Below are 19,215 nucleotides of genomic sequence, written 5' to 3'. Positions count from 1 at the left end.
CCTCTGCTCCCCTGCTCCTTCATCCCCTTACTCTCCATTTACAAAACTTGATTATTCCGAGTTTCCAAGGTTTGGTTGAGTCTATCCAACGCGCCAGTCAATCTTTCTTGGGCTACAAGGTTAGGATCTGGCAAGGGTTCATCGGTTACTTCTTCTTGTCTCTTAAATTTTTGTAAGGCTCGAATTGCCACAAATAAAACTAAGGCAATGATTACAAAGTCAACTATTGCGCCAAGAAAGTGACCAATCTTAATTCCCGGGCCAATGGCGATTGTTCTCCAGTCTTTGCCAGCAAAACTAACCAAGGGATTAATCAATGGCATGATCGCATCTTCAACAAGAGAAGTGACAATCTTACCAAAAGCACCACCAATGATGACAGCGATCGCCAAGTCAACTACATTGCCTTTAAGGGCAAACTCTTGAAAATCTTTTAAAAAGCCACTTGCTCTTCTTCTTGCTCTGGCCATACTTGACTCTCAATAAGCTTAACTTACTGTAATTTTCTTTAGAAAAGGCACTCAGCTTTTTGCCATCCCTGTTGAGATAGATATTGCTAAGTATCAAAATTTTACCAATCTTGAATAAAATTCTCTGATAAAGAAATATAAATTGGAAACCAGCATAATTCACATTTTCTCAGAACTTTGCTGTTCTCCAAATATCAACCTTCTATAATATTTGTTGCTTAGAGCAAGCCAAAGGAGGCAGACTGCCGTTATACAATTCGATTCATTTCATTTCTATAGCAGTCCTAAATGAGTTGCTTTCCACATCTATTCCCTATTCCCCATTCCCTATTCCTTGCCTCCACGAGTAGTTTGTAAATCAAATAGGATTGCTATAGACTGCCGTCCAGCAAGTATGTCATAAGTAGAAAAGGCTGTTAAATGCAAACTGATTTATGACCGCTGCTGTAAACAATAATCCTGGTTTAGCTTCCCGTTTGGTAAATGGCATACTGGCAATCCAGCCTTTAGCTAACCTAGCCAAGCATCAAGCTAGACAAATGATGATTAAACGTGCTGAGAGAATTGGTGTGCCTTGGACGCAAGAAGTCGAAACACTACAAGCGCTTGATTGGAAGGATGATTTAGCTCAAGTACAAAATCCTCAGCTTTCCTACCCTAATTACTACGTCACCTCATTCCATGCCTACGAAACCGGAAATCTGAGTTGGCAAGCCGCTTTTGAGGTAGAACCTGCTGCTTACGCTGTCCACGCTAAGATTTGGCAGAGTGCTGAAGAAGCGCAAGGCGATGCTATGCTCCGCCAAAGTTACCACAATATCCTGAAAAGTCAAATCCCCAATGAGCTGCAAGACATCTTAGATGTAGGGTGTAGTGTGGGCTTGAGTACTTTTGCCCTACAAGCTGTTTATCCCCATACCAAAATTACAGGCTTAGACTTATCTCCCTACTTCTTAGCCGTAGCTAATTACCGCGCTGGGCAACGCCAAGCTAAAATTAACTGGCTTCATGCCCAAGCTGAATCTACCGGGCTACCTGATGCCTCTTTTGATTTAGTTTCTATTTTCCTGATGTGCCACGAATTACCCCAATCAGCAACCCGACAAATTTTAGCTGAAATGCGGCGCGTGTTGCGTCCGGGTGGCTACTTGGCAATCATGGATATGAATCCCAAATCTGAAGTTTACAAGAAAATGCCAGCCTACATTTTGACTTTGCTCAAAAGTACTGAACCGTATTTAGATGAATATTTTGCTTTAGACATTGAGCAGGCTATTGTTGAGGCGGGTTTCCAAACTCCCACTATTACCAACAATACCCACCGTCACCGTACAGTAATTGCTCAGGTGAGTGGTTGATTTATCTCTACTGTTGTGGGCAGTAATACCACCCTTGCTGCTGCTTGGCTACTACTACTGTCGAGTGCCATTTGCCCCACCTTTGTTAAAGTTACTGATGTTCTTTATCATTGGGGCAATATCTGGTATCCTAGCCCTTAGCCTGGAATGGGTTTTTGAAACTGTAGCGAACTATTTTGTAGACTGGCAACAACTCAAACGTTGGCTTCCTGGTATAGCCTTGCGGCAGCTTGTGGAAGTAGGCACAATTGAAGAAGGCTGCAAGTTAGCTGCGGTTTTTATCCCAACCTACTATCTGCAACGCAAATATCGATTACTTCACTCGACGGTTTTCCTCTTCACCATCGCCGTTGCCCTTGGATTTACTGCCGAAGAAAACTGGATTTACCTTTTCCACGATACCGCATCAATTCTTGACCGGACTATTGGCACACCAGTCCACGCTATGTTTTCTGCTCCTTGGGGATATGCTTTAGGAATTTATATTTCCTCCAATACTCGGTTAAATCGAGACAAGAAGTTTATTTTTAGGGCTTGGCTAAATTCTGTAATCTGCCATGCTCTAATTAATGTCCTATCTAGTGCTTGGCGTTACTCACTACCCCTACGTTTGCTGAGTTATGGTTTATTTCCGTTTCTGTTGTGGATGTTTTGGCGACTAGAACAATTACTGCGAAAAGTACAAGGTAAACCTGTAATTACCCTAATTTCAGACCGTATACGCCAGCGCCGTTACTGGCAGAGGAGTTTAGTGCTGTTTGCCCTCGTACTGGGTGGAAATGCTATTTTTGGGCTGTTTCTCTTAGTCAGGAAAATTAGTCCTTTGAGTCCGTCGAAGCTTTTTGACATTTATATTTTGTGGTTTATATTTAGTCGCTTTTTACTAAATCTCTTTTTTGGAGTTTTAGCGTGGGGCATTTATCGCTATTTGCGACATTCTGCCCGCCGTCGGTATTTTTAAAATATGATTTAGGAAAAGGCTAGGGGGTTTCTCATGCAAACAACTCCAGTGCGTTGGACGACTGCTGACCTAGAGCTATTTGCTGGCGATCGCAGAAATCGCTATGAGATTATTGATGGAGAACTATTTGTGACTAAAGCGCCTAACTGGGATCATCAGACAAGCTGCGGCAGGATTGTTACAGTTCTTAACAATTGGTCAGATGAAACTGGTCTGGGTAAAGCTGCGTAGGCGTAGCCCGTCGTAGACATCGCACCTGGAATTATTTTCTCAGATTCTGACAATGTGATCCCTGATGTGGTATGGGCAAGTCATGAACGTTTAAAAAATTTACTAGATGAAGCTGGACATCTCACGGGCGCACCGGAGTTAATTGTAGAAGTTTTATCACCCAACGAAAAAAGCGAGAAACGCGACAAAGAAACAAAGCTAAAACTGTACTCGGTGCAAGGAGTTCAAGAATATTGGATTTGCGATTCTATACAGAAGAAAGTTGAGGTTTATCGACGCGAACAGGCTGTATTAAAGTTAGCAGCTACTTTATTTAGTCAAGATGAATTGACAAGTCCTCTGCTACCTGGTTTTAACTGCTTAGTAAGTAAACTTTTTTAGGTGGGCATGGGCATGGGGACGATCTAAATTCCCTATGTCCTATGCCTAATTTGCAATTAGCTAAACTTGTGCTAATACTGGTTGATTCACGGATGCGTTGACTGAATCTGATTCAGACTCAGTGCAGTAGATTTCACAGGAGTTATTCGGACTTTCAATCAGTTTTACTTTGTAAAGTTTAGCTCCCAATTCTTGAATAGGCGATCGCAGTAAATTACTAATGTAAAGCGCGATATTTTCAGCAGTCGGCACAACTTCGGCAAAGTAGGGAATATCTTTGTTTAAAAAGGTGTGATCGAATGGCTCCACCACATAATCTTCTACCACTTTATTCAGGGCACCTAAATCAACAATCATGCCAGTGCGTGGGTCAATTTCCCCTTTCACGGTAACTTCTAGATGATAATTGTGTCCGTGGCCGTTCGGACGAGCGCATTTCCCATAAATTTCAGTGTTTTCTTCATTACTGAGTTTAGGATGAGCTAGCCGATGGGCGGCGCTAAAGTGAGTACTGATGGTGAGGTAGGCTTCCATTGCGTTTCCCATATAATCTGCCCAAAGTTCAGGATGTTCAAATAACTGCACGCGGACTAGAGGTAAGTGCGGTGCTAGTCGCTGCCAGATAATCCGTGCAATATTCTCAGTAGTAGGCAGAGTTTGTTGAAATTCTGCCCACACATCATTGAGATAAGAGAAGTCCAATTGACTGGTAACTTCCCGTTTAATTACGTGTTTCACATCAGACAAGTTCAGCACCATGCCATATTCATCCAATTCCCCCGCTAGAGAGATGAATAAGACATAGTTATGTCCGTGTCCCGGAAATCTAGTACCAACACCAAATTTCTCAATATTCTCGGCTTCACTCAGTTCTGGCAACCAATAACGATGACTTGCAGAAAACTGGGCGCGGCGATTAACAATGCATTGCATGAGCACACTATAAGCAGAATTTAAAATTTCTTAATCTTTTTCTGCTTCCAGCATAAACTAATTCCTAAGTTATGTGTCATTTGTCATTTGTCACTTGTACTGAGTTTCGACTGCGCTCAACTACCGCGAAGTCGTTGGCGTGGTCACTGAGCGTAGTCGAAGTGCAGCCTCTCTAAGAGTTGTATTTGTCATTTGTCCAAGAGAAGCCACGCCCACTCTTTAAAGTGGTTTGAATTAGTCCGATGAAAGATAAAGCTTTTCCGCCCACCATAAAAGTAAGCTTAGGTTATCACAAGAGACGGGGTATGTACCAATGACCAATGACCAATGACCAATGACCAATGATTATGTAACAGAAGCTTGTGCTTCACAGTGCAATCTCGAAGCTATACGGAATAGTTCGTGACCTGTGTGTAAATAACGCTCATCGTAGTTCAAAGGAAAATAACCTAATTCATCGAGTCCATCTGCTACTTGATCCAGACTGTAGTAAAGGTGAGCCGCCGTTCTTGCGAGACTAGGGGGATTTGGTAGGGAGCGAAAAGTAGTTTGTGCCTGCTTGAGGTCATCTCGACAGGTTTTTAAGTATTCCTGGAATTCATCTAACAGCTCATCATCAAAGGGATCGGCAGCTAATTGATCCATTTGTTCTTCTAAGGAATAAAGAATGGTACAAAGCAAGCGATTTACTGGTTGGTAAACTTGGCGTAGCCATTCTTCAACTTGCTCGTCAGCATCCCGTCCGGTTTTTCGTGTGGTCTGGTAATGCTGTTGAGCTGATGCTGTACGCTGTTGGCGATCGCTATTTAATTTTTGGGAGTCATCTTGCAGTTCTTGGTCATAATTGCGGCGATTTTGGTTGTCGCCTAAGACCTCATAAGCTGCATTGATGCGGATAATTTGCTCGCGATCGGCTGTTTCCTGATTACTGTCAGGATGAAACAACTTAACCAAGCGGCGATAAGCTTGCTTAATCTCCGCAAGGCTAGCACTTGGACTAACTTTGAGAGTTTCGTAATGGTTAGAAACGTGCTTAGAATTGACCATTAATTCAATGTATCGTTAACTGACGCTAGTGGCTAACCTTGCCTCCAGGTCTTGGAACAACGGTGTACTCAAATACCTCTCACCAAAGCTAGGCTGAATCATCACAATTAAACGTCCCTGATTTTCTTGACGTTGGGCAACGCGAATTGCTGCACATAAAGCTGCTCCACTGGAAATACCAGATAGTAGCCCTTCTTCTTTTGCCAAACGCCGACTATAAGCGATCGCATCTTCATCGGTGACGGTAATAACTTCATCAATTAATTTTATCTTGAGTACTTGGGGAATAAACCCAGCACCTATTCCCTGAATTTTGTGAGGGCCTGGTCGTCCTCCAGATAAAACTGGGCTATTGGCTGGTTCAACTGCGATCGCCTTGGAATTAGGCTTGCGTGCTTTAATCACTTCTGCTACACCAGTGATCGTACCACCTGTACCCACTCCCGCCACAATGATATCAACTTGTCCATCGGTATCTTCCCAGATTTCAAGCGCCGTAGTTTCCCGATGCACTTTTGCATTGGCTGGATTGCGGAACTGCTGCAACATATAGGTATTTGGTGTAGTATTAACTATTTGCTGCGCTCGTTGAATTGCCCCACTCATGCCTTCCATTCCTGGTGTTAGTTCGAGTTCTGCTCCATAAGCTCGCAACATTGCCCGACGCTCTCCACTCATCGTCTCTGGCATTGTCAAAATTAATCGATAACCCTTTGCTGCTGCTGCCATTGCTAGGGCAATACCAGTGTTTCCAGAAGTAGGTTCTACCAATACTGTCTTCCCAGGAGTAATTAGCCCCTCCTCTTGGGCAGCGTTAATCATGCTTACCCCAATCCGGTCTTTAACTGATGCCGATGGGTTCATACTTTCCAGTTTCACCACAATTTCTGCAACACATCCTTCTGTTTGAGGAATGTGGTTCAACTGGACTAGGGGTGTACGACCGACAAGTTCTGTAATGTTACGAGCTATTCGCATAAATTAATCCTTAATTATTAATTATTTGTTATTGGTCATTAATCATCAACAAATGACAAATACTTCTCTACGAGAGGCTGCACTTCGACTACGCTCAGTGACCACGCCAACGACTTCGCGGTAGTTGAGCGCAGTCGAAACTCAGTACAAGTGACTAATGACAAATGACTCTTGACTAAATGTAGTACATGATATCTAATTGCCGCCGCGAATCTCGTTTTTCACAAAGATCCTGGAGCGTGTATTTTTGGAAGACGGAATTTGCCGCGTGACTTGCTTCTTGCCAAATTTCTTCTATAACTGAACTGTCTATGCTTTTGGAATTAACGTTTTCTTCACCAGCCCGCGCCTCCAAGCCTTCTAAACATTCCAAAATTTCAAAAAGGATGATTTTTCGGGGTTCTCGCGTTAACAGATAGCCTCCTTTTGACCCACGTTGACTTTTAACTATACCGCCACGCCTCAAGGTTGCTAGTAGCTGTTCCAAATAGCGATCGGGTATCTTTTGTTGTGCTGCAATTTGTCGAATTTGCAGCGGTTCGCCGCTTTCGTAATGAGCGGCCATCTCTAATAAGGCGAGAATTGCGTATTCTGATTTACAGGATAGTTCCACAAGCAGCAATAAGTTAGGGGTAAAAATTAGAAGTTAGAAGTTAGGAGTTAGGAGTCATTCAATTTGGACTTTAGATTTTTCCTTAAATCTAAAATCCAAAATTCAAAATCTAAAATTGCCAGTGTTGAGATATTATGCATTCTCAATTGTATGGAATACAGACTACTCGTAAGGGCACAGCATGTATTACATCTAAACGATAACTGTCAAATTCATATAAAACCCGCCATAACTTTTAACTCACAACTCCTAACTTTTCTAGTATACTCCGGTTAACTACTGGGGTTTATCCATTATTATTACCGAAAACAAAAAACCCCGCCTAATGGCGGGGATAAATAGAGTTCAAATTTGTCAGCAGATAATCAACACTCTAGAAGGTGAAAGTAGTTCTGAGCGTACCGATAATAGCATCATCGTTAGCGCTGTTTTGACCAGGAGAGGTCAACCAGATTACACCAGGAGTTACAGAGATGTTATCCGATACACGATACTTGTAGAAGCCTTCAAAGTGGTAGGGTACATCATTGTTGCCACCAAAACCTGGGCGGTTAAAGGAATAGGGTTCTGCACCAGCAAAAATACCTAAAACGTTACCTTTTTTACCGAAATCAGGTAAGGCTACCCCTAAACCGTAGCTCCAAGCTTGATAATCATCACCTGCACCTGCACCTGTAACATCATGGTAAGAGACGAATCCACTAACGGACAGTTTGTCGCTAGGCCTAAACGCAGCCGACACACCGTAGGAGTTGCTGCTAGATCGGGTTATACCCGCTGCATTACCTAAAAAGTTAGCTTGTCCAGTACCTACATCAAAAGCTCCAGTTACTCCGTCTGTACCAGAGTCGAATAAAGCACCACTGGCACTATATCCGTGGACGTAGGTAGCAGCTAAAGCCAAGCGATCGCCAACACTAAAGTTCAACTGTCCAAGAGCTGCATAATCACCGTTGGTCAGACCTGTACTAAGACCAGGATTATTAGCTTGGGATGCCAAGTAACCCGCAGTGATTGAGCTATTTCCTAGGATACCGCCACCTTTACCAAGGGGTACATTGAGTGCTATACCAGCACCGCCACCAATTCGATAGATGGGACTTTCAGAAGCAAAGGTAGATAAAGCGCCGTTACCACCATCGTCAGTGTTGTCAAAAAAGTAAGGATTGTTGACAGCAGCATACTGGCTATGCCGTCCGCCACTAGCTGCGAGGTAAACTTGGGCTGGGCCTATGGGAGCTTCATAAGTCAAGCGGTCTATTCTAACACTGTTGTTACCATTGCCTATACCAACTTGATATGTTTGTGTACCTTCAGCAGTATTGATAACACCACCAGCGTTATCCACTATTGAAAAGGGATTTGAATTACCCGCTGCTAGGCGTGTGTGTAAAACGTCTCTACCAGTGAAGCTAGTTTGTAAGTCTAAACGTACTCTATCTTGGAAGACGGTATTGTTAGCGTCACCAGTGTTACCACCAAATGCATCACTGACGGCAAAAACAGCTTCACCAACCAGTTTTGTGGTTGTGGAGAACTGATTAGCTTCTAATTCAGCAGTCCGCGCTTCTAAGGAATCTACGCGACCGCGTAGGGTTGCCAATTCTGCGGAAAATTCTTCTTGTAACCGTTGTAAGGTAGCTAAATCTTGTTTAGTTACCAAGTCCGCTGTTGCTGTGGCAATCAATTCGTTAACCCGATCCAAACAGGCATTCAAACCAGCGGCAAATTCATAACGGGTCAAAGCACGATTACCGCGATATGTCGAATTCGGATAACCTGCAATACAACCATAGCGCTCAACCAAGGACTGCAATGCTTGGAATGCCCAGTCAGTAGGTTGTACATCGGAAAATTGAGAAACCGATGTTACTTGAGACTGAGAATTACCTTGGTTGCCTTCGTTGCTGTAGCGATTAACTTGATCTATGGTTGTTTGAGCCAGTATTTCTGGCTGTTGGGCAACTTGAGTTACACCTAGTTGTTTGGCTGGTGATACTTCAGTGGTTGTGCTTGGGGCCGCCATTGCTGTTGCCGAAACTAACAATGTTGCTCCCAAAACTGCTGGGCTAACCACTAAGGATTTCCATAAGAGATTAGACATTTTTCCTTTACTCCTCACACCTTGTTTAGATATTGGTTTCCTTACACCTAAGTCTCGAAAATGCGACATCTCATTGAAACCTATGGATGAGGCATAGTTGTCTCTACTACAATTCTAGTTTTTGCAAAGCTAATAAACGATTAACTTTGGGTTAAAAACTGATGTGATTAACTTATGCAAAAACATATCTTTATATCATAACATTATAAAACATCCGATCTAGATGGCAATATTGGAGCGATCGCCTTAATAACTGTCACACATACTTATCTAAATATCTAAGCTGGGAGTAGAGTTTGGGTCATTCGCTCTCTACACAGGCTAAATTACTGAGGCTTTAGACACTTAGGTTTGCCATCAAAAATCGCTTCTTTCACTTAACCCTAGTATAAATCTCACGCCAGTTAGAAGACATTGGCTCGGGGATATAAACCCTATATCGTAGTGAGTTCCTATAATTTGGTGCAAGAGATTTTCAAAGAAATCACTTACTCAATCTGGGAAATCACCCGTGCTACATCAAAATCTGGCTGCGTCAATCCGCCTGCATCATATGTTGTAAGTGTAATCTTCACTTTATTATAGGAAATCTCTATATCTGGATGATGTCCGGCTGACTCAGCCGGTTCAACCAGCTTATTGACAAACTCAATTGCTTCAATAAAATCTTTGAATGTGCGGGTAATTTGCAACTTGGAATCTTGAATAGTCCAATCTGACAGAACCTTTGCCTGTTCTTGAATTTCCGCTTCGGTGAGTAGTTGTGCCATATCAAGAAACTGCTACTTCTATAGTTAATATATTTATTTATTACATTTTGCATCTGACAAAGGCAAACCCCTTTTATTCTCCACACAGAAAGCATGGGAGGATAAATTCAGCCACAATGTATATGTCTAGATTTAAATCAGACTTGGCAGATAGACGCTATTTCTCATATTTGGTCAAACTCCAAGGTTTAACGCAAGATAATTATGCTTTTTAAGATAACTTAGATAGGTTGGCTTTGTTCGTGGCAGCCATCGCTATCTCTCTTTTAAAAGTAAGCATTGATAAAACAAAAATCATTTATAAAAAACTATCCGCCCTGATTTAGATCGGATGATCTAAGTCAGAGCGGTCTAGCGGGTCTTCAGGTTGCAACCAGACTGCCGGAAGGAACTCCGAGCTTGCCTAGCTAATTGAGCTAACTTAGTATCTCAAAGATAACTAAGGCTAACTTTTAGAGAACAGCCCCGGCGCGCAGCCGGCTAACTGCAACCTGATGACCCATGCATTTACTACTTTCTATCATGGGCATCACCTCCTTGTTGCCTAAGCGGTCTTAGTTTCAAAAGGGCAGAGGATTTACTCTGGGTTCTTAACCTTCATCTAACATAACACATAAATTTAGAGATATTAACGAATATATAAAAAATCTCCCACCTTTTAGATGGGAGATTACTTCAGATAGTGAAAAATGACACTTTATCGGCTGATTACAGGGAGATTATTTTATCTGGGTGTGTCAATTTTCGCCAACCACAACCCTAATTCAAGTCATGGTCAAATTTGAATTCTTAGAGAGCGTTACCGCGAGGTAGAACTTCTTCAGGGAATACAAATTGTTCGTGGGGTTGATCTTGAGGAGCCATCCAAGCGCGGATACCCTCGTTGAGCAAAATGTTTTTGGTATAGAAGGTTTCAAACTCTGGGTCTTCCGCCGCCCGCAATTCTTGGGAGACGAAATCATAAGCCCGCAGGTTGAGTGCTAAACCGACAATGCCGACGGCACTCATCCACAAGCCTGTGACTGGCACGAACAACATAAAGAAGTGCAACCAGCGTTTGTTGGAGAAAGCAATCCCGAAAATCTGTGACCAGAAACGGTTTGCCGTCACCATTGAGTAGGTTTCTTCCGACTGGGTGGGATTGAAGGCGCGGAAGGTGTTAGCACCATCACCATCTTCAAACAAGGTATTTTCGACTGTGGCACCGTGAATCGCGCACAGTAGCGCACCACCCAATACACCCGCAACACCCATCATGTGGAAGGGGTTGAGTGTCCAGTTGTGGAACCCTTGCAGGAATAACAGGAACCGGAAGATAGCCGCGACGCCAAAGCTGGGTGCAAAGAACCAGCTTGATTGTCCCAAGGGGTACATCAGGAATACGCTGACGAATACCGCAATCGGAGCTGAGAAGGCGAGAGCGTTGTAAGGGCGGATACCTACTAGACGAGCAATTTCAAATTGCCGTAACATGAAGCCAATCAAACCGAAGGCTCCGTGTAGGGCAACGAACGGCCACAAGCCACCCAGTTGGAACCAACGGGTGAGGTCGCCTTGGGCTTCTGGTCCCCACAACAGCAATAGGGAATGTCCCATGCTGTCGGCGGGAGTTGATACTGCCACTGTCAGGAAGTTACAGCCTTCTAGGTAGGAAGAGGCTAATCCGTGGGTGTACCAAGAGGTGACGAAGGTGGTGCCGGTCAGCCAACCGCCTAGTGCTAGGAAGGCGCAGGGGAATAATAATATCCCTGACCAACCTACGAATACGAAGCGATCGCGCTTGAGCCAGTCGTCGAGAACGTCAAACCACCCTCTACTGGGGGCGCGTCCAACTGCGATGGTCATTAGAGCAAATCTCCAAATTTTATAAGTACAGGTTGTATCTGTATTATAGACGGCTATAAATAAAGCCTTCTACAAGCAGAAAATTTACCGGGTTGTTAACCTAGTTTACAATTTTTTACACACCTTTAATTATATTAGGTGTAAATTGCTAATTTTTCTAGGGGTTTTCTCATAAAATTTATTTTTTGATTTAGATGAGGTGATAAATGGGGAGTAGGGAATCAGAAGCAGAGAGGCTGAGGAGCAGGGGAGCAGGGAGCAGGGAGCAAGGGAGGAGAGTTTTCCCCTTTGCGCCCCGCACCCTGTGCCCCCCTCTGCCTCTTTCCCATACCCAATGACGGCAGTTGCTCCACTTGGGGAGACCCCAGACGCTCGCGGACTCGCTAACGCTACGCTATGCGCTAAAGCGTCTCCCCTTGGGAGAAGACCGCACTGCCTCCCCAATGCCCCATGCCCAATCTCCATTTCCCTAGAATCACTCAGCTGACGCTAAAATGAGTCCACAGTTAAATTTGATTATTGCTAAATGTTTACCATCGATTTAAGCATCAGAAACACTGCTTTCCCGATCTCCGTACAACGTAAGTCAGCAGAGGATGCTGAGGCTGTCTATCAGCTAATTTTGGCAGCAATCCGTTCTGGGAACCCTGACATTGTAGAACTCAAGTGCGAAGGCAAGACAGAGAAAAAAATTGCTGTCCGCGCTAGTGAAATTTCTGGGGTGCAGATTGTTCAGAAAGATGGTACAACCCCTGGTGGCGGCAGACCACCTGGCTTTTTCGCTGTAGCTGCTGAGTAACCAAGGTTGACAAATGGCTCAAGTGGGCATTGAGGTCAAAGATTTAAATTTCAGTTGGCCAAATGGAGAGAAAGTTATCAAATCTTGCTCTTTAGAAGTACCCAAGGGTGAGTTTTGGATGCTCTTGGGTACAAATGGCAGCGGAAAATCTACTTTACTGAGACTGCTAGCGGGGTTGTTAGCTCCTGAATCTGGCGAAATTCGGGTTTTGCAACCCGTTGGCTTTGTCTTCCAAAATCCAGATCATCAACTGGTGATGCCAACTGTTGGTGCTGATGTGGCTTTTGGATTGGTGGAAGAAAAGTTGCCACCTGCTGCTACCAGAGCAAGAGTTGAGGAGGCGCTTGGGGCAGTGAATTTGCTTACGTTGCAACGACGCCCTATTTATGCACTTTCTGGGGGACAAAAACAGCGAGTCGCGATCGCAGGTGCGATCGCCCGTCGCTGTGAAGTCTTATTATTAGATGAACCCACTGCCTTATTAGATCCAGATAGCCAGTTGGATTTAGTTGCTGGTGTCCGCCGCCTTGTCAAAAGTCGAGGTATTACAGCCCTATGGGTAACACATCGATTAGATGAGTTGAATTATTGTGACGGCGCTTTCTTGCTAGAAAAAGGCTCTCTGGTAGATAGTGGTGAAGCCGAACGTCTCAAACAACGCCTGATGGAGGTACACAGCGAAGCTTCTTAATTAAATACTGTTAGCGATAGCGGGGCGTTTAGCCCGTGCTGAGTACCGAGTGCTAAGTGCTGAGTAAAATTCATTGCATTTAGCATTCCTGAATAATACTAAGCTAATGCGCCTACATATTGCACAAACTCCGTTAAGACCGTCATTAGTCATTAGTCACTTGTACTGAGTTTCGACTGCGCTCAACTACCGCGAAGCCGAAGTATTAGTCATTTGTGTTTACCAAGGACAAATGACAATTGACTTAGGACAACCTTCACCAGTTGATGTGCTTTTCTTTTTGCGTAACAGCTTAACAAGAACTGTAACGCGTCTTTAATTTAAAAGGCGCGTTTTAAGTTGGTGCGTCTATCTGAAGTTTGAGTTTTGTGAGGCTGCCGTATTTTTTATTCTGTGTAACATAGTGTTACAGACTACGCATCAATTATTATAAAACTTATGAATGAATTTTGTTAACTCTAGAAAATTGTGATTAAAAACCATGCCCCGTTCCTTACTCCAAGCCGTTTTGTTAGTGGACGGCTACAATATAATAGGCGCTTGGCCTTGCCTTAAAAAAACGCGTGATAGCGTTGGATTAGAGGCAGCACGGGGCGAACTTGTGGAAGCAATGACTGGTTATAGTGCGTTTCAAGGTTACACAACTCAGATAGTTTTTGATGCCCAATATCAAAACACCTCTAGTAATAAAGAAATTATTACTGAGCTTTTATCTGTTTATTACACTGATTTTGGGCAAACCGCAGATACTTATATTGAAAAATCCTGCGCTTCTTTTCGCCACCAAATAGCCCAATCTTTGATTTCTCGTGTGATTGTTGCTACATCAGATCGGGCACAGCAGTTGATGATACAAGGCTATGGGGCTGAATGGTTGTCAGCACAACAACTCTGTGGGGAAGTGGAAGCCACTGTCTGCCGGATGCGACAAAAGTATCATACGCGCAAGCAATCTAAGAGTCGGTTTTTAGCTAATGCCATTGATGCTAAGGCGCGGCAGCGTCTGGCTGAATTACGAATGGGATTGTAGTAGATATTTAGTATCTAAGAGTCTCTGCTTAAGTTCTTGAATAGATTTTGGCTGCAAAATTTCTATAAATTAACTATCTAAAAAAAATATTGGCGAAAGTACTTGCCAAATACTATTTTTAGCCCTAAGATTATAAATCGTGAACGATCCTCAGTAGCTCAGTGGTAGAGCGATCGACTGTTAATCGATTGGTCGCTGGTTCGAATCCAGCCTGGGGAGTTTAGCAATTTGGGATTTTAAATTTTTGGATTCTAGGTTATCCATTGGGGAGTTATGGTCGCTTGACTCGGCTGTGACGTTTCTGAATCATGGGTCTTTTGGTGCTTGTCCTAAACAAGTGCTGGAGTTTCAACAACGTTTGCTTGCGATCGCATCAACGGTCTGTTTTGCACTTATAGCAGTAAACATTGGTCCATTTGCCAAAATATTTTTCTCAAATACCATGTTTAAGGCAGGAGACGCGATGAATCGCCGTCTCTACAAATCGGTCTTTCGTCTTGACGGCGATTTATCGCGTCTTTTCTTTTAGGTGATTGCACTTAAAATGGCTGAAACTAGAATAAACGCTTTACATGACTTCTGGAGCGCTGCCTTCTAATCCTTTTGTGGCTGCGGGGAGATTGAAGATCCCAAGCTGTTTGTCGGTCGTAAAGATGAACTCCCAACGCTAGAAGGGAAGGGGATGAGGGTTAGGTCTATATTCCATACAACTGGGAACCGCTATATTCAAAATTTTCATCGTTATGTGGCAACCGACATCGCTACAGGAATGACGGATGTCACTACAGAGACAACGGATGTCGCTACCGGGACGATGGATGTCGCTATAGTCGCAGTTTGGTGTTGTAATAGCTTGCTAAATTCAACTTAACTATGAAATATCACAGTCAGTAGAGGTAAAAACGCCAACAAAAAGCCATGCCACGATTGTAATTGAGCTTCTGGGGTTGGTTCTGGTGGTGCTAAGAGAGCTTCTACTCTTTGTTCTAAGCGATCTGCACCAGAGGAACCTAATGCAGCACAGCAAATTTCCGATAAGATGGGGCCGCTACTAACTACTAATAAAAGTGATTCTGCTAACACCAGAGGGTCTACCTGCAATGCTGCATAACCGTCAGCACGAAGTTCGCGCAAAGCTAACAATTCTTCCCACAAAGGCTCTGTATTCGGCAACCATCCAGTGCAAGAACGCACCCAACCCAGCCAGAAAAACCAGAACGTATCCCTGTAATAGTGATGCCCTTGCTCATGGGCTAAGACGCTTTCTAAATGAGCGGGTGAGAGAGTTTGCACTAATCCTTGGCTAACCACTAGTTCTGGTTGCCAAAAACCAATTTGACCTGCGAACAGCGCCCCCGTTTGTAGCAGTCTGGCTTGTCTATCGCCAACATTCACTAAGGGGCAGTTACGGGCAGATTCTACAGACTGCCAACCTTGGAAAGCAAGTTTAATGCATGAAATGGCAAAAAATGCCAAATAAATTAATGATAGTAAATAGCTAATTGAGCCTGTATACATTCCGCCCATTTGTCCTTGAGGCCCCATGAACAGCACAGCGATCGCAGTCATGAAAATTAGCAAAGGCGGGAAGAGAAACAAAAATAGCGATCGCTGCCACCGCAGACTCCAATTACCTTGGCGTTGATTCCAAGCGGATCTTAACCACCAGGCAACTGCCAAAGCATTCAAAATCATTATCAGATGCATCATTGTTCCTCCCTGGCTTGGCGTGCAGATTGAATACGTTTAGCGATCGCTGCTATTTGTTCGCTAGCTGCTTCATCTAAGCTATCAGCAAAGGCAGCAACAACATCGGGATTCCCCACTGCTAGAAATCGCTGTAACTGCTCGTGAGCTTTGATGACTTCTGATTGTTGCTTACTCAGCATTGGCCGCCAATAGAATGCTCGCTCCTTTTTATCGCAGGCTAGCCAACCTTTATCAGTGAGGCGGCGTAAAACTGTGGTGACAGAAGTATACGCTAATTCGCGGTTGGGATCGGCGAGGATGCGATCGTGTACATCTTTGACTGTGGCTGAACCAAGCTCCCAGATAATATTTAAAATTTCCGCTTCCAACGGGCCTAAAGATAGTTGTTTAGGGCGGTAGTCGGGTAAAGGTGCCATAGCGATTTTTGATTTGGGATGAGCAAAGTGGAGGGAAAAATTTTAGTTTCTATTTGGCAAGTTTAGTCAGGATGCGTAGTGGTGCTAACTTGGAATGCCAAATACAGCTTTAGAAATCTGTTCTTGTTTTAGATTACAGGATAGTGCCGCAAATATGAAAGTCTAAAAGCATAAAAATAGACTTTTTGAGTATTTTTGTATTGAATAGGTTACATCGTGCATATTTGATGCTAAAAAATTATTTGCGAATAATTGTGACTATAGTTAGTGACACCAACTAGGTAGAATGTTATTTTCGGCAGTAGTATTAAAACAGGTGTATCCAGCCCGTGAAGTTATTCGTATACCACACTCCTGAATTGACTCCAACGGATAAAGCGCCAGAATGTGCGATCGCAGTCGATGTCTTGCGAGCTACTAGCACAATAGCGACTGTCTTGGCATCTGGAGGCGAAGCTGTACAAGTATTCAGCGATTTAGATCGGTTAATTGAAGTTAGCGAAAAATGGCCCCCTGAAAAACGTCTGCGGGCTGGAGAACGCGGCGGTGCGAAAGTAGCTGGTTTTGAGTTGGGTAACTCTCCCCTCGACTGCACACCAGAATTAGTACAAGGGCGGCGTTTGTTTATCAGCACTACAAATGGCACTCGTGCTTTACAACGGGTACAAGATTCCCCAAATGTCTTAGCAGCAGCTTTGATTAACCGGGCGGCGGTGGTGCAATTTCTTTTAGATAAGCAACCAGAGACAGTGTGGATTGTCGGTTCAGGTTGGGAAGGTAGTTTTTCTTTAGAGGATACAGTTTGTGCGGGTGCGATCGCTCATAGTATTTTGCAACAAACCAAGCTGTCACCTGAAGAACTCGCTGGTAACGATGAAGTAATTAGTGCGATCGCTCTTTACTCTCAATGGCAAGATAACTTATTAGGATTACTTCACCAAGCTAGTCACGGCCAACGATTGTTGCGTCTTGACTGTCACGAAGATTTAAAATATTGTTCCCAAACTGATATTTTAGATGTCTTGCCCATACAAAATGAAACGGGAGTATTAAAAAGTCAAAAAGGATAGGCAATAGGCAATAGGGAAGAAATTTACTTAACAATGCTTTATTCCCTATTGCCCAATTTTCAAACTCTGAAGCATTTGTCGGAGTCTTTGTCGCCAATGGGGAGGATAAGTTTCTAGAATTGCGGAAATTTTTCCACAAGCAAGGACGGAATAAGCAGGGCGACGGGCTGGTGTGGGATATTCGGCGGTTGTAATGGGGACAACACGTTCAACTTTCAAAGGGAAGCCTAGTTGTTGTGCTTCTTCAAAAATAGCAACGGCAAAATCATACCAGCTAGCAACGCCGCTATTAGTGTAGTGATAAATGCCACTAATTTCTGGGGTTAATTGAGGAATTGTCTGGGCTATAACAGTGGCTATATCTTGCGCCCAAGTTGGGCTACCAATTTGATCGGCGACAACACGGAGTTCTTGGCGTTCTGCACCTAGTCGCAGCATGGTTTTAACAAAGTTACTTTTGCCAAAGGTTCCATAAACCCAAGCTGTGCGGAGAATGAGGTGATGGGCGCAAGTTTCTTGAATAGCTTCTTCTCCGGCGAGTTTGGTTTTACCATAGACACTCAAGGGATTAGTCGCATCAGTTTCCTGGTAAGGGCTACAGCCATTGCCATCAAAAACGTAATCAGTTGAAATATGAATTAGAAAAGCTCCTAATTTTTGGCTTTCTTGGGCAAGAATTAGGGGTGCAATCGCATTAATAGCAATAGCAAGTTCGGGTTCACTTTCAGCTTTGTCTACAGCAGTATAAGCAGCAGCGTTAATGATAATTTGCGGCTGCTTAGATGTGATAACGTTGCGGAGGGTATCAGGTTGGGTAAAGTCTACTGTTGGGCGTGCTACTGAGATAACATTGCTGTTAGATGAGAGTATTTGTTGTAGTTCCTTACCCACTTGACCATTGCTACCAATCAGCAAAATTGATTTTGTCATTTGTCATTTGTCCAAGAGAAGCCACGCCACTTTTTAACGTGAGTTCGATAAACCTCTCCCCAACCCCTCTCCGAGGCGGAGAGGGGCAGAAATATTCTTAGTTGACAACGAAAAAATTAGGGTTTCAAAGCCTCTCGAAGAGTGGGGGAGAGGAATGGAAATGGGGTTTTTAGAGCCGTCGAACTCACGTCTTTTTAACTTGGTTTGAATTAGTTCGATGAAAGACAAAGTTTTTCCGCACACTATAAAAGTAAGCTTAGGGTATAGCAAGAGGCTGGGTATCTGACAAAATCCAATGACCAATGACCAATGACCAATGATCAATGACTACGTTAATCAAATACTTCAGCAGTTCTGAAAGATTTACCAGCTTGGTCTTTAGCTGATAAAATCGGTGGCCCACTCAAGGGCCAATCTATGCCTAAATCTGGATCGTTCCATAGAATTGTGCGATCGCTTTGGGGTACGTAATAATCTGTAGTTTTGTAAAGAACTTCGGCTAGTTCTGAAAGTGCCAGAAAGCCGTGAGCAAAACCTGGTGGTATCCACAGTAAGCGTTTGTTTTTGGCACTGAGTTCATAACCTACCCACTTACCGAAGGTAGGCGAACTTTTTCTAATGTCTACGGCTACGTCAAAAATAGTGCCAGAAACAACCCGAATGAGTTTACCTTGGGGTTGTTGGATTTGATAGTGCAATCCCCGGAGAACGTTTTGTTTAGAGCAAGAGTGGTTATCTTGGACGAAGTTCGTAACAATCCCTATCTGTTGAGCAAATCTTTGGTGGTTGTAAGCTTCAAAAAAGAAACCGCGATCGTCTCCAAATACTTGGGGTTCGAGTTGGATAACTTCGGGAATTTTGGTATGTACAATGCTCAT

The 19,215-nt window shown here is 43.6% G+C and carries 20 protein-coding genes, 1 tRNA gene and 1 pseudogene; 10 read left to right on the top strand and 12 right to left on the bottom strand.

The window, feature by feature from the left end; translation table 11 throughout:
- Positions 1-38: 38 nt before the first annotated feature.
- Positions 39-470, bottom strand: a complete 432-nt coding sequence (mscL, locus tag NSTC731_RS01805; RefSeq protein ID WP_445629358.1) for a large conductance mechanosensitive channel protein MscL — start codon at positions 468-470, stop codon at positions 39-41.
- Positions 471-904: 434 nt separating this feature from the next.
- Between mscL and NSTC731_RS01800 the strand changes: the two genes are divergently transcribed.
- The 3 genes and pseudogenes from NSTC731_RS01800 to NSTC731_RS01790 all read left to right on the top strand — a co-directional run bounded on the left by NSTC731_RS01800 (position 905) and on the right by NSTC731_RS01790 (position 3,401).
- Positions 905-1,828, top strand: coding sequence for a class I SAM-dependent methyltransferase (locus tag NSTC731_RS01800; RefSeq protein WP_445629357.1), 924 nt, complete (start codon positions 905-907; stop codon positions 1,826-1,828).
- Entirely contained in the window at positions 1,821-2,789 is a 969-nt protein-coding gene (locus NSTC731_RS01795; protein WP_445629356.1) for a PrsW family intramembrane metalloprotease, read from the top strand. Before NSTC731_RS01800 ends, NSTC731_RS01795 begins: the two co-directional genes overlap by 8 nt.
- Positions 2,790-2,822: 33 nt before the next feature.
- A pseudogene (locus tag NSTC731_RS01790) lies at positions 2,823-3,401 on the top strand (Uma2 family endonuclease).
- A 60-nt stretch (positions 3,402-3,461) separates the two neighbouring features.
- Here NSTC731_RS01790 and NSTC731_RS01785 read toward each other — a convergent pair.
- The 7 genes from NSTC731_RS01785 to psbD form a co-directional block, all read right to left on the bottom strand.
- Positions 3,462-4,334 (bottom strand): 6-carboxytetrahydropterin synthase, encoded by an 873-nt coding sequence (locus NSTC731_RS01785; RefSeq protein ID WP_445629355.1) that lies wholly within the window; start codon positions 4,332-4,334, stop codon positions 3,462-3,464.
- 345 nt (positions 4,335-4,679) lie between these two features.
- Entirely contained in the window at positions 4,680-5,381 is a 702-nt protein-coding gene (locus NSTC731_RS01780; RefSeq protein WP_445629354.1) for a J domain-containing protein, read from the bottom strand.
- A 15-nt stretch (positions 5,382-5,396) separates the two neighbouring features.
- Positions 5,397-6,359: a cysteine synthase A gene (cysK, locus tag NSTC731_RS01775; RefSeq protein ID WP_445629353.1), complete on the bottom strand. Its 963-nt coding sequence runs from the start codon at positions 6,357-6,359 to the stop codon at positions 5,397-5,399.
- Between the two features lie 175 nt (positions 6,360-6,534).
- Positions 6,535-6,972 carry an RrF2 family transcriptional regulator gene (locus tag NSTC731_RS01770; protein ID WP_445629352.1) on the bottom strand — a complete coding sequence of 146 codons (438 nt, stop codon included), beginning with the start codon at positions 6,970-6,972 and terminating at the stop codon, positions 6,535-6,537.
- Between the two features lie 373 nt (positions 6,973-7,345).
- The gene (locus NSTC731_RS01765) at positions 7,346-9,076 is read right to left on the bottom strand and encodes an iron uptake porin (protein WP_445629351.1); all 1,731 of its coding nucleotides are present in this window, start codon (positions 9,074-9,076) and stop codon (positions 7,346-7,348) included.
- A 488-nt stretch (positions 9,077-9,564) separates the two neighbouring features.
- Entirely contained in the window at positions 9,565-9,846 is a 282-nt protein-coding gene (locus NSTC731_RS01760; RefSeq protein WP_445629350.1) for a 4a-hydroxytetrahydrobiopterin dehydratase, read from the bottom strand.
- 789 nt (positions 9,847-10,635) lie between these two features.
- On the bottom strand, positions 10,636-11,691 hold the full coding sequence (psbD, locus tag NSTC731_RS01755) for a photosystem II D2 protein (photosystem q(a) protein) (protein ID WP_322694081.1): 1,056 nt from the start codon (positions 11,689-11,691) through the stop codon (positions 10,636-10,638).
- Between the two features lie 526 nt (positions 11,692-12,217).
- On the opposite strand from psbD, the gene NSTC731_RS01750 reads away from it, so the two are divergent.
- The 6 genes from NSTC731_RS01750 (at position 12,218) to NSTC731_RS01725 (ending at position 15,082) form a co-directional block, all read left to right on the top strand.
- On the top strand, positions 12,218-12,490 hold the full coding sequence (locus NSTC731_RS01750; protein WP_012410874.1) for a hypothetical protein: 273 nt from the start codon (positions 12,218-12,220) through the stop codon (positions 12,488-12,490).
- 13 nt (positions 12,491-12,503) lie between these two features.
- Positions 12,504-13,181, top strand: coding sequence for an ABC transporter ATP-binding protein (locus NSTC731_RS01745; RefSeq protein ID WP_094352150.1), 678 nt, complete (start codon positions 12,504-12,506; stop codon positions 13,179-13,181).
- A 481-nt stretch (positions 13,182-13,662) separates the two neighbouring features.
- Entirely contained in the window at positions 13,663-14,211 is a 549-nt protein-coding gene (locus NSTC731_RS01740) for an NYN domain-containing protein (protein ID WP_445629349.1), read from the top strand.
- Positions 14,212-14,358: 147 nt separating this feature from the next.
- Positions 14,359-14,430, top strand: a tRNA-Asn gene (locus NSTC731_RS01735).
- A gap of 25 nt (positions 14,431-14,455) precedes the next feature.
- Positions 14,456-14,740, top strand: a complete 285-nt coding sequence (locus NSTC731_RS01730; protein ID WP_445629348.1) for a hypothetical protein — start codon at positions 14,456-14,458, stop codon at positions 14,738-14,740.
- A 153-nt stretch (positions 14,741-14,893) separates the two neighbouring features.
- A complete protein-coding gene (locus tag NSTC731_RS01725; RefSeq protein ID WP_445629347.1) occupies positions 14,894-15,082 on the top strand; it encodes a hypothetical protein in 189 nt (62 codons plus the stop codon).
- Here the strand turns inward: NSTC731_RS01725 and NSTC731_RS01720 are convergent.
- Together NSTC731_RS01720 and NSTC731_RS01715 are read right to left on the bottom strand one after the other, a co-directional pair.
- Entirely contained in the window at positions 15,079-15,918 is an 840-nt protein-coding gene (locus tag NSTC731_RS01720; protein ID WP_445632256.1) for a M56 family metallopeptidase, read from the bottom strand. The two genes, NSTC731_RS01725 and NSTC731_RS01720, sit on opposite strands and share 4 nt — an antisense overlap.
- Entirely contained in the window at positions 15,918-16,337 is a 420-nt protein-coding gene (locus NSTC731_RS01715; protein ID WP_292721488.1) for a BlaI/MecI/CopY family transcriptional regulator, read from the bottom strand. Before NSTC731_RS01715 ends, NSTC731_RS01720 begins: the two co-directional genes overlap by 1 nt.
- A 329-nt stretch (positions 16,338-16,666) precedes the next feature.
- On the opposite strand from NSTC731_RS01715, the gene NSTC731_RS01710 reads away from it, so the two are divergent.
- Positions 16,667-17,407: a 2-phosphosulfolactate phosphatase family protein gene (locus tag NSTC731_RS01710; RefSeq protein ID WP_445629346.1), complete on the top strand. Its 741-nt coding sequence runs from the start codon at positions 16,667-16,669 to the stop codon at positions 17,405-17,407.
- A gap of 45 nt (positions 17,408-17,452) precedes the next feature.
- Here NSTC731_RS01710 and rfbD read toward each other — a convergent pair whose 3' ends face one another.
- Complete coding sequence (rfbD, locus tag NSTC731_RS01705) at positions 17,453-18,337, bottom strand: dTDP-4-dehydrorhamnose reductase (RefSeq protein ID WP_445629345.1); 885 nt, start codon at positions 18,335-18,337, stop codon at positions 17,453-17,455.
- Positions 18,338-18,669: 332 nt separating this feature from the next.
- Entirely contained in the window at positions 18,670-19,215 is a 546-nt protein-coding gene (gene rfbC, locus NSTC731_RS01700) for a dTDP-4-dehydrorhamnose 3,5-epimerase (RefSeq protein ID WP_445629344.1), read from the bottom strand.

This window comes from Nostoc sp. DSM 114167, from assembly GCF_052692655.1.
Note: the sequence above shows the minus strand (reverse complement) of the source record. Positions and strands in the feature narration are given on the sequence as shown.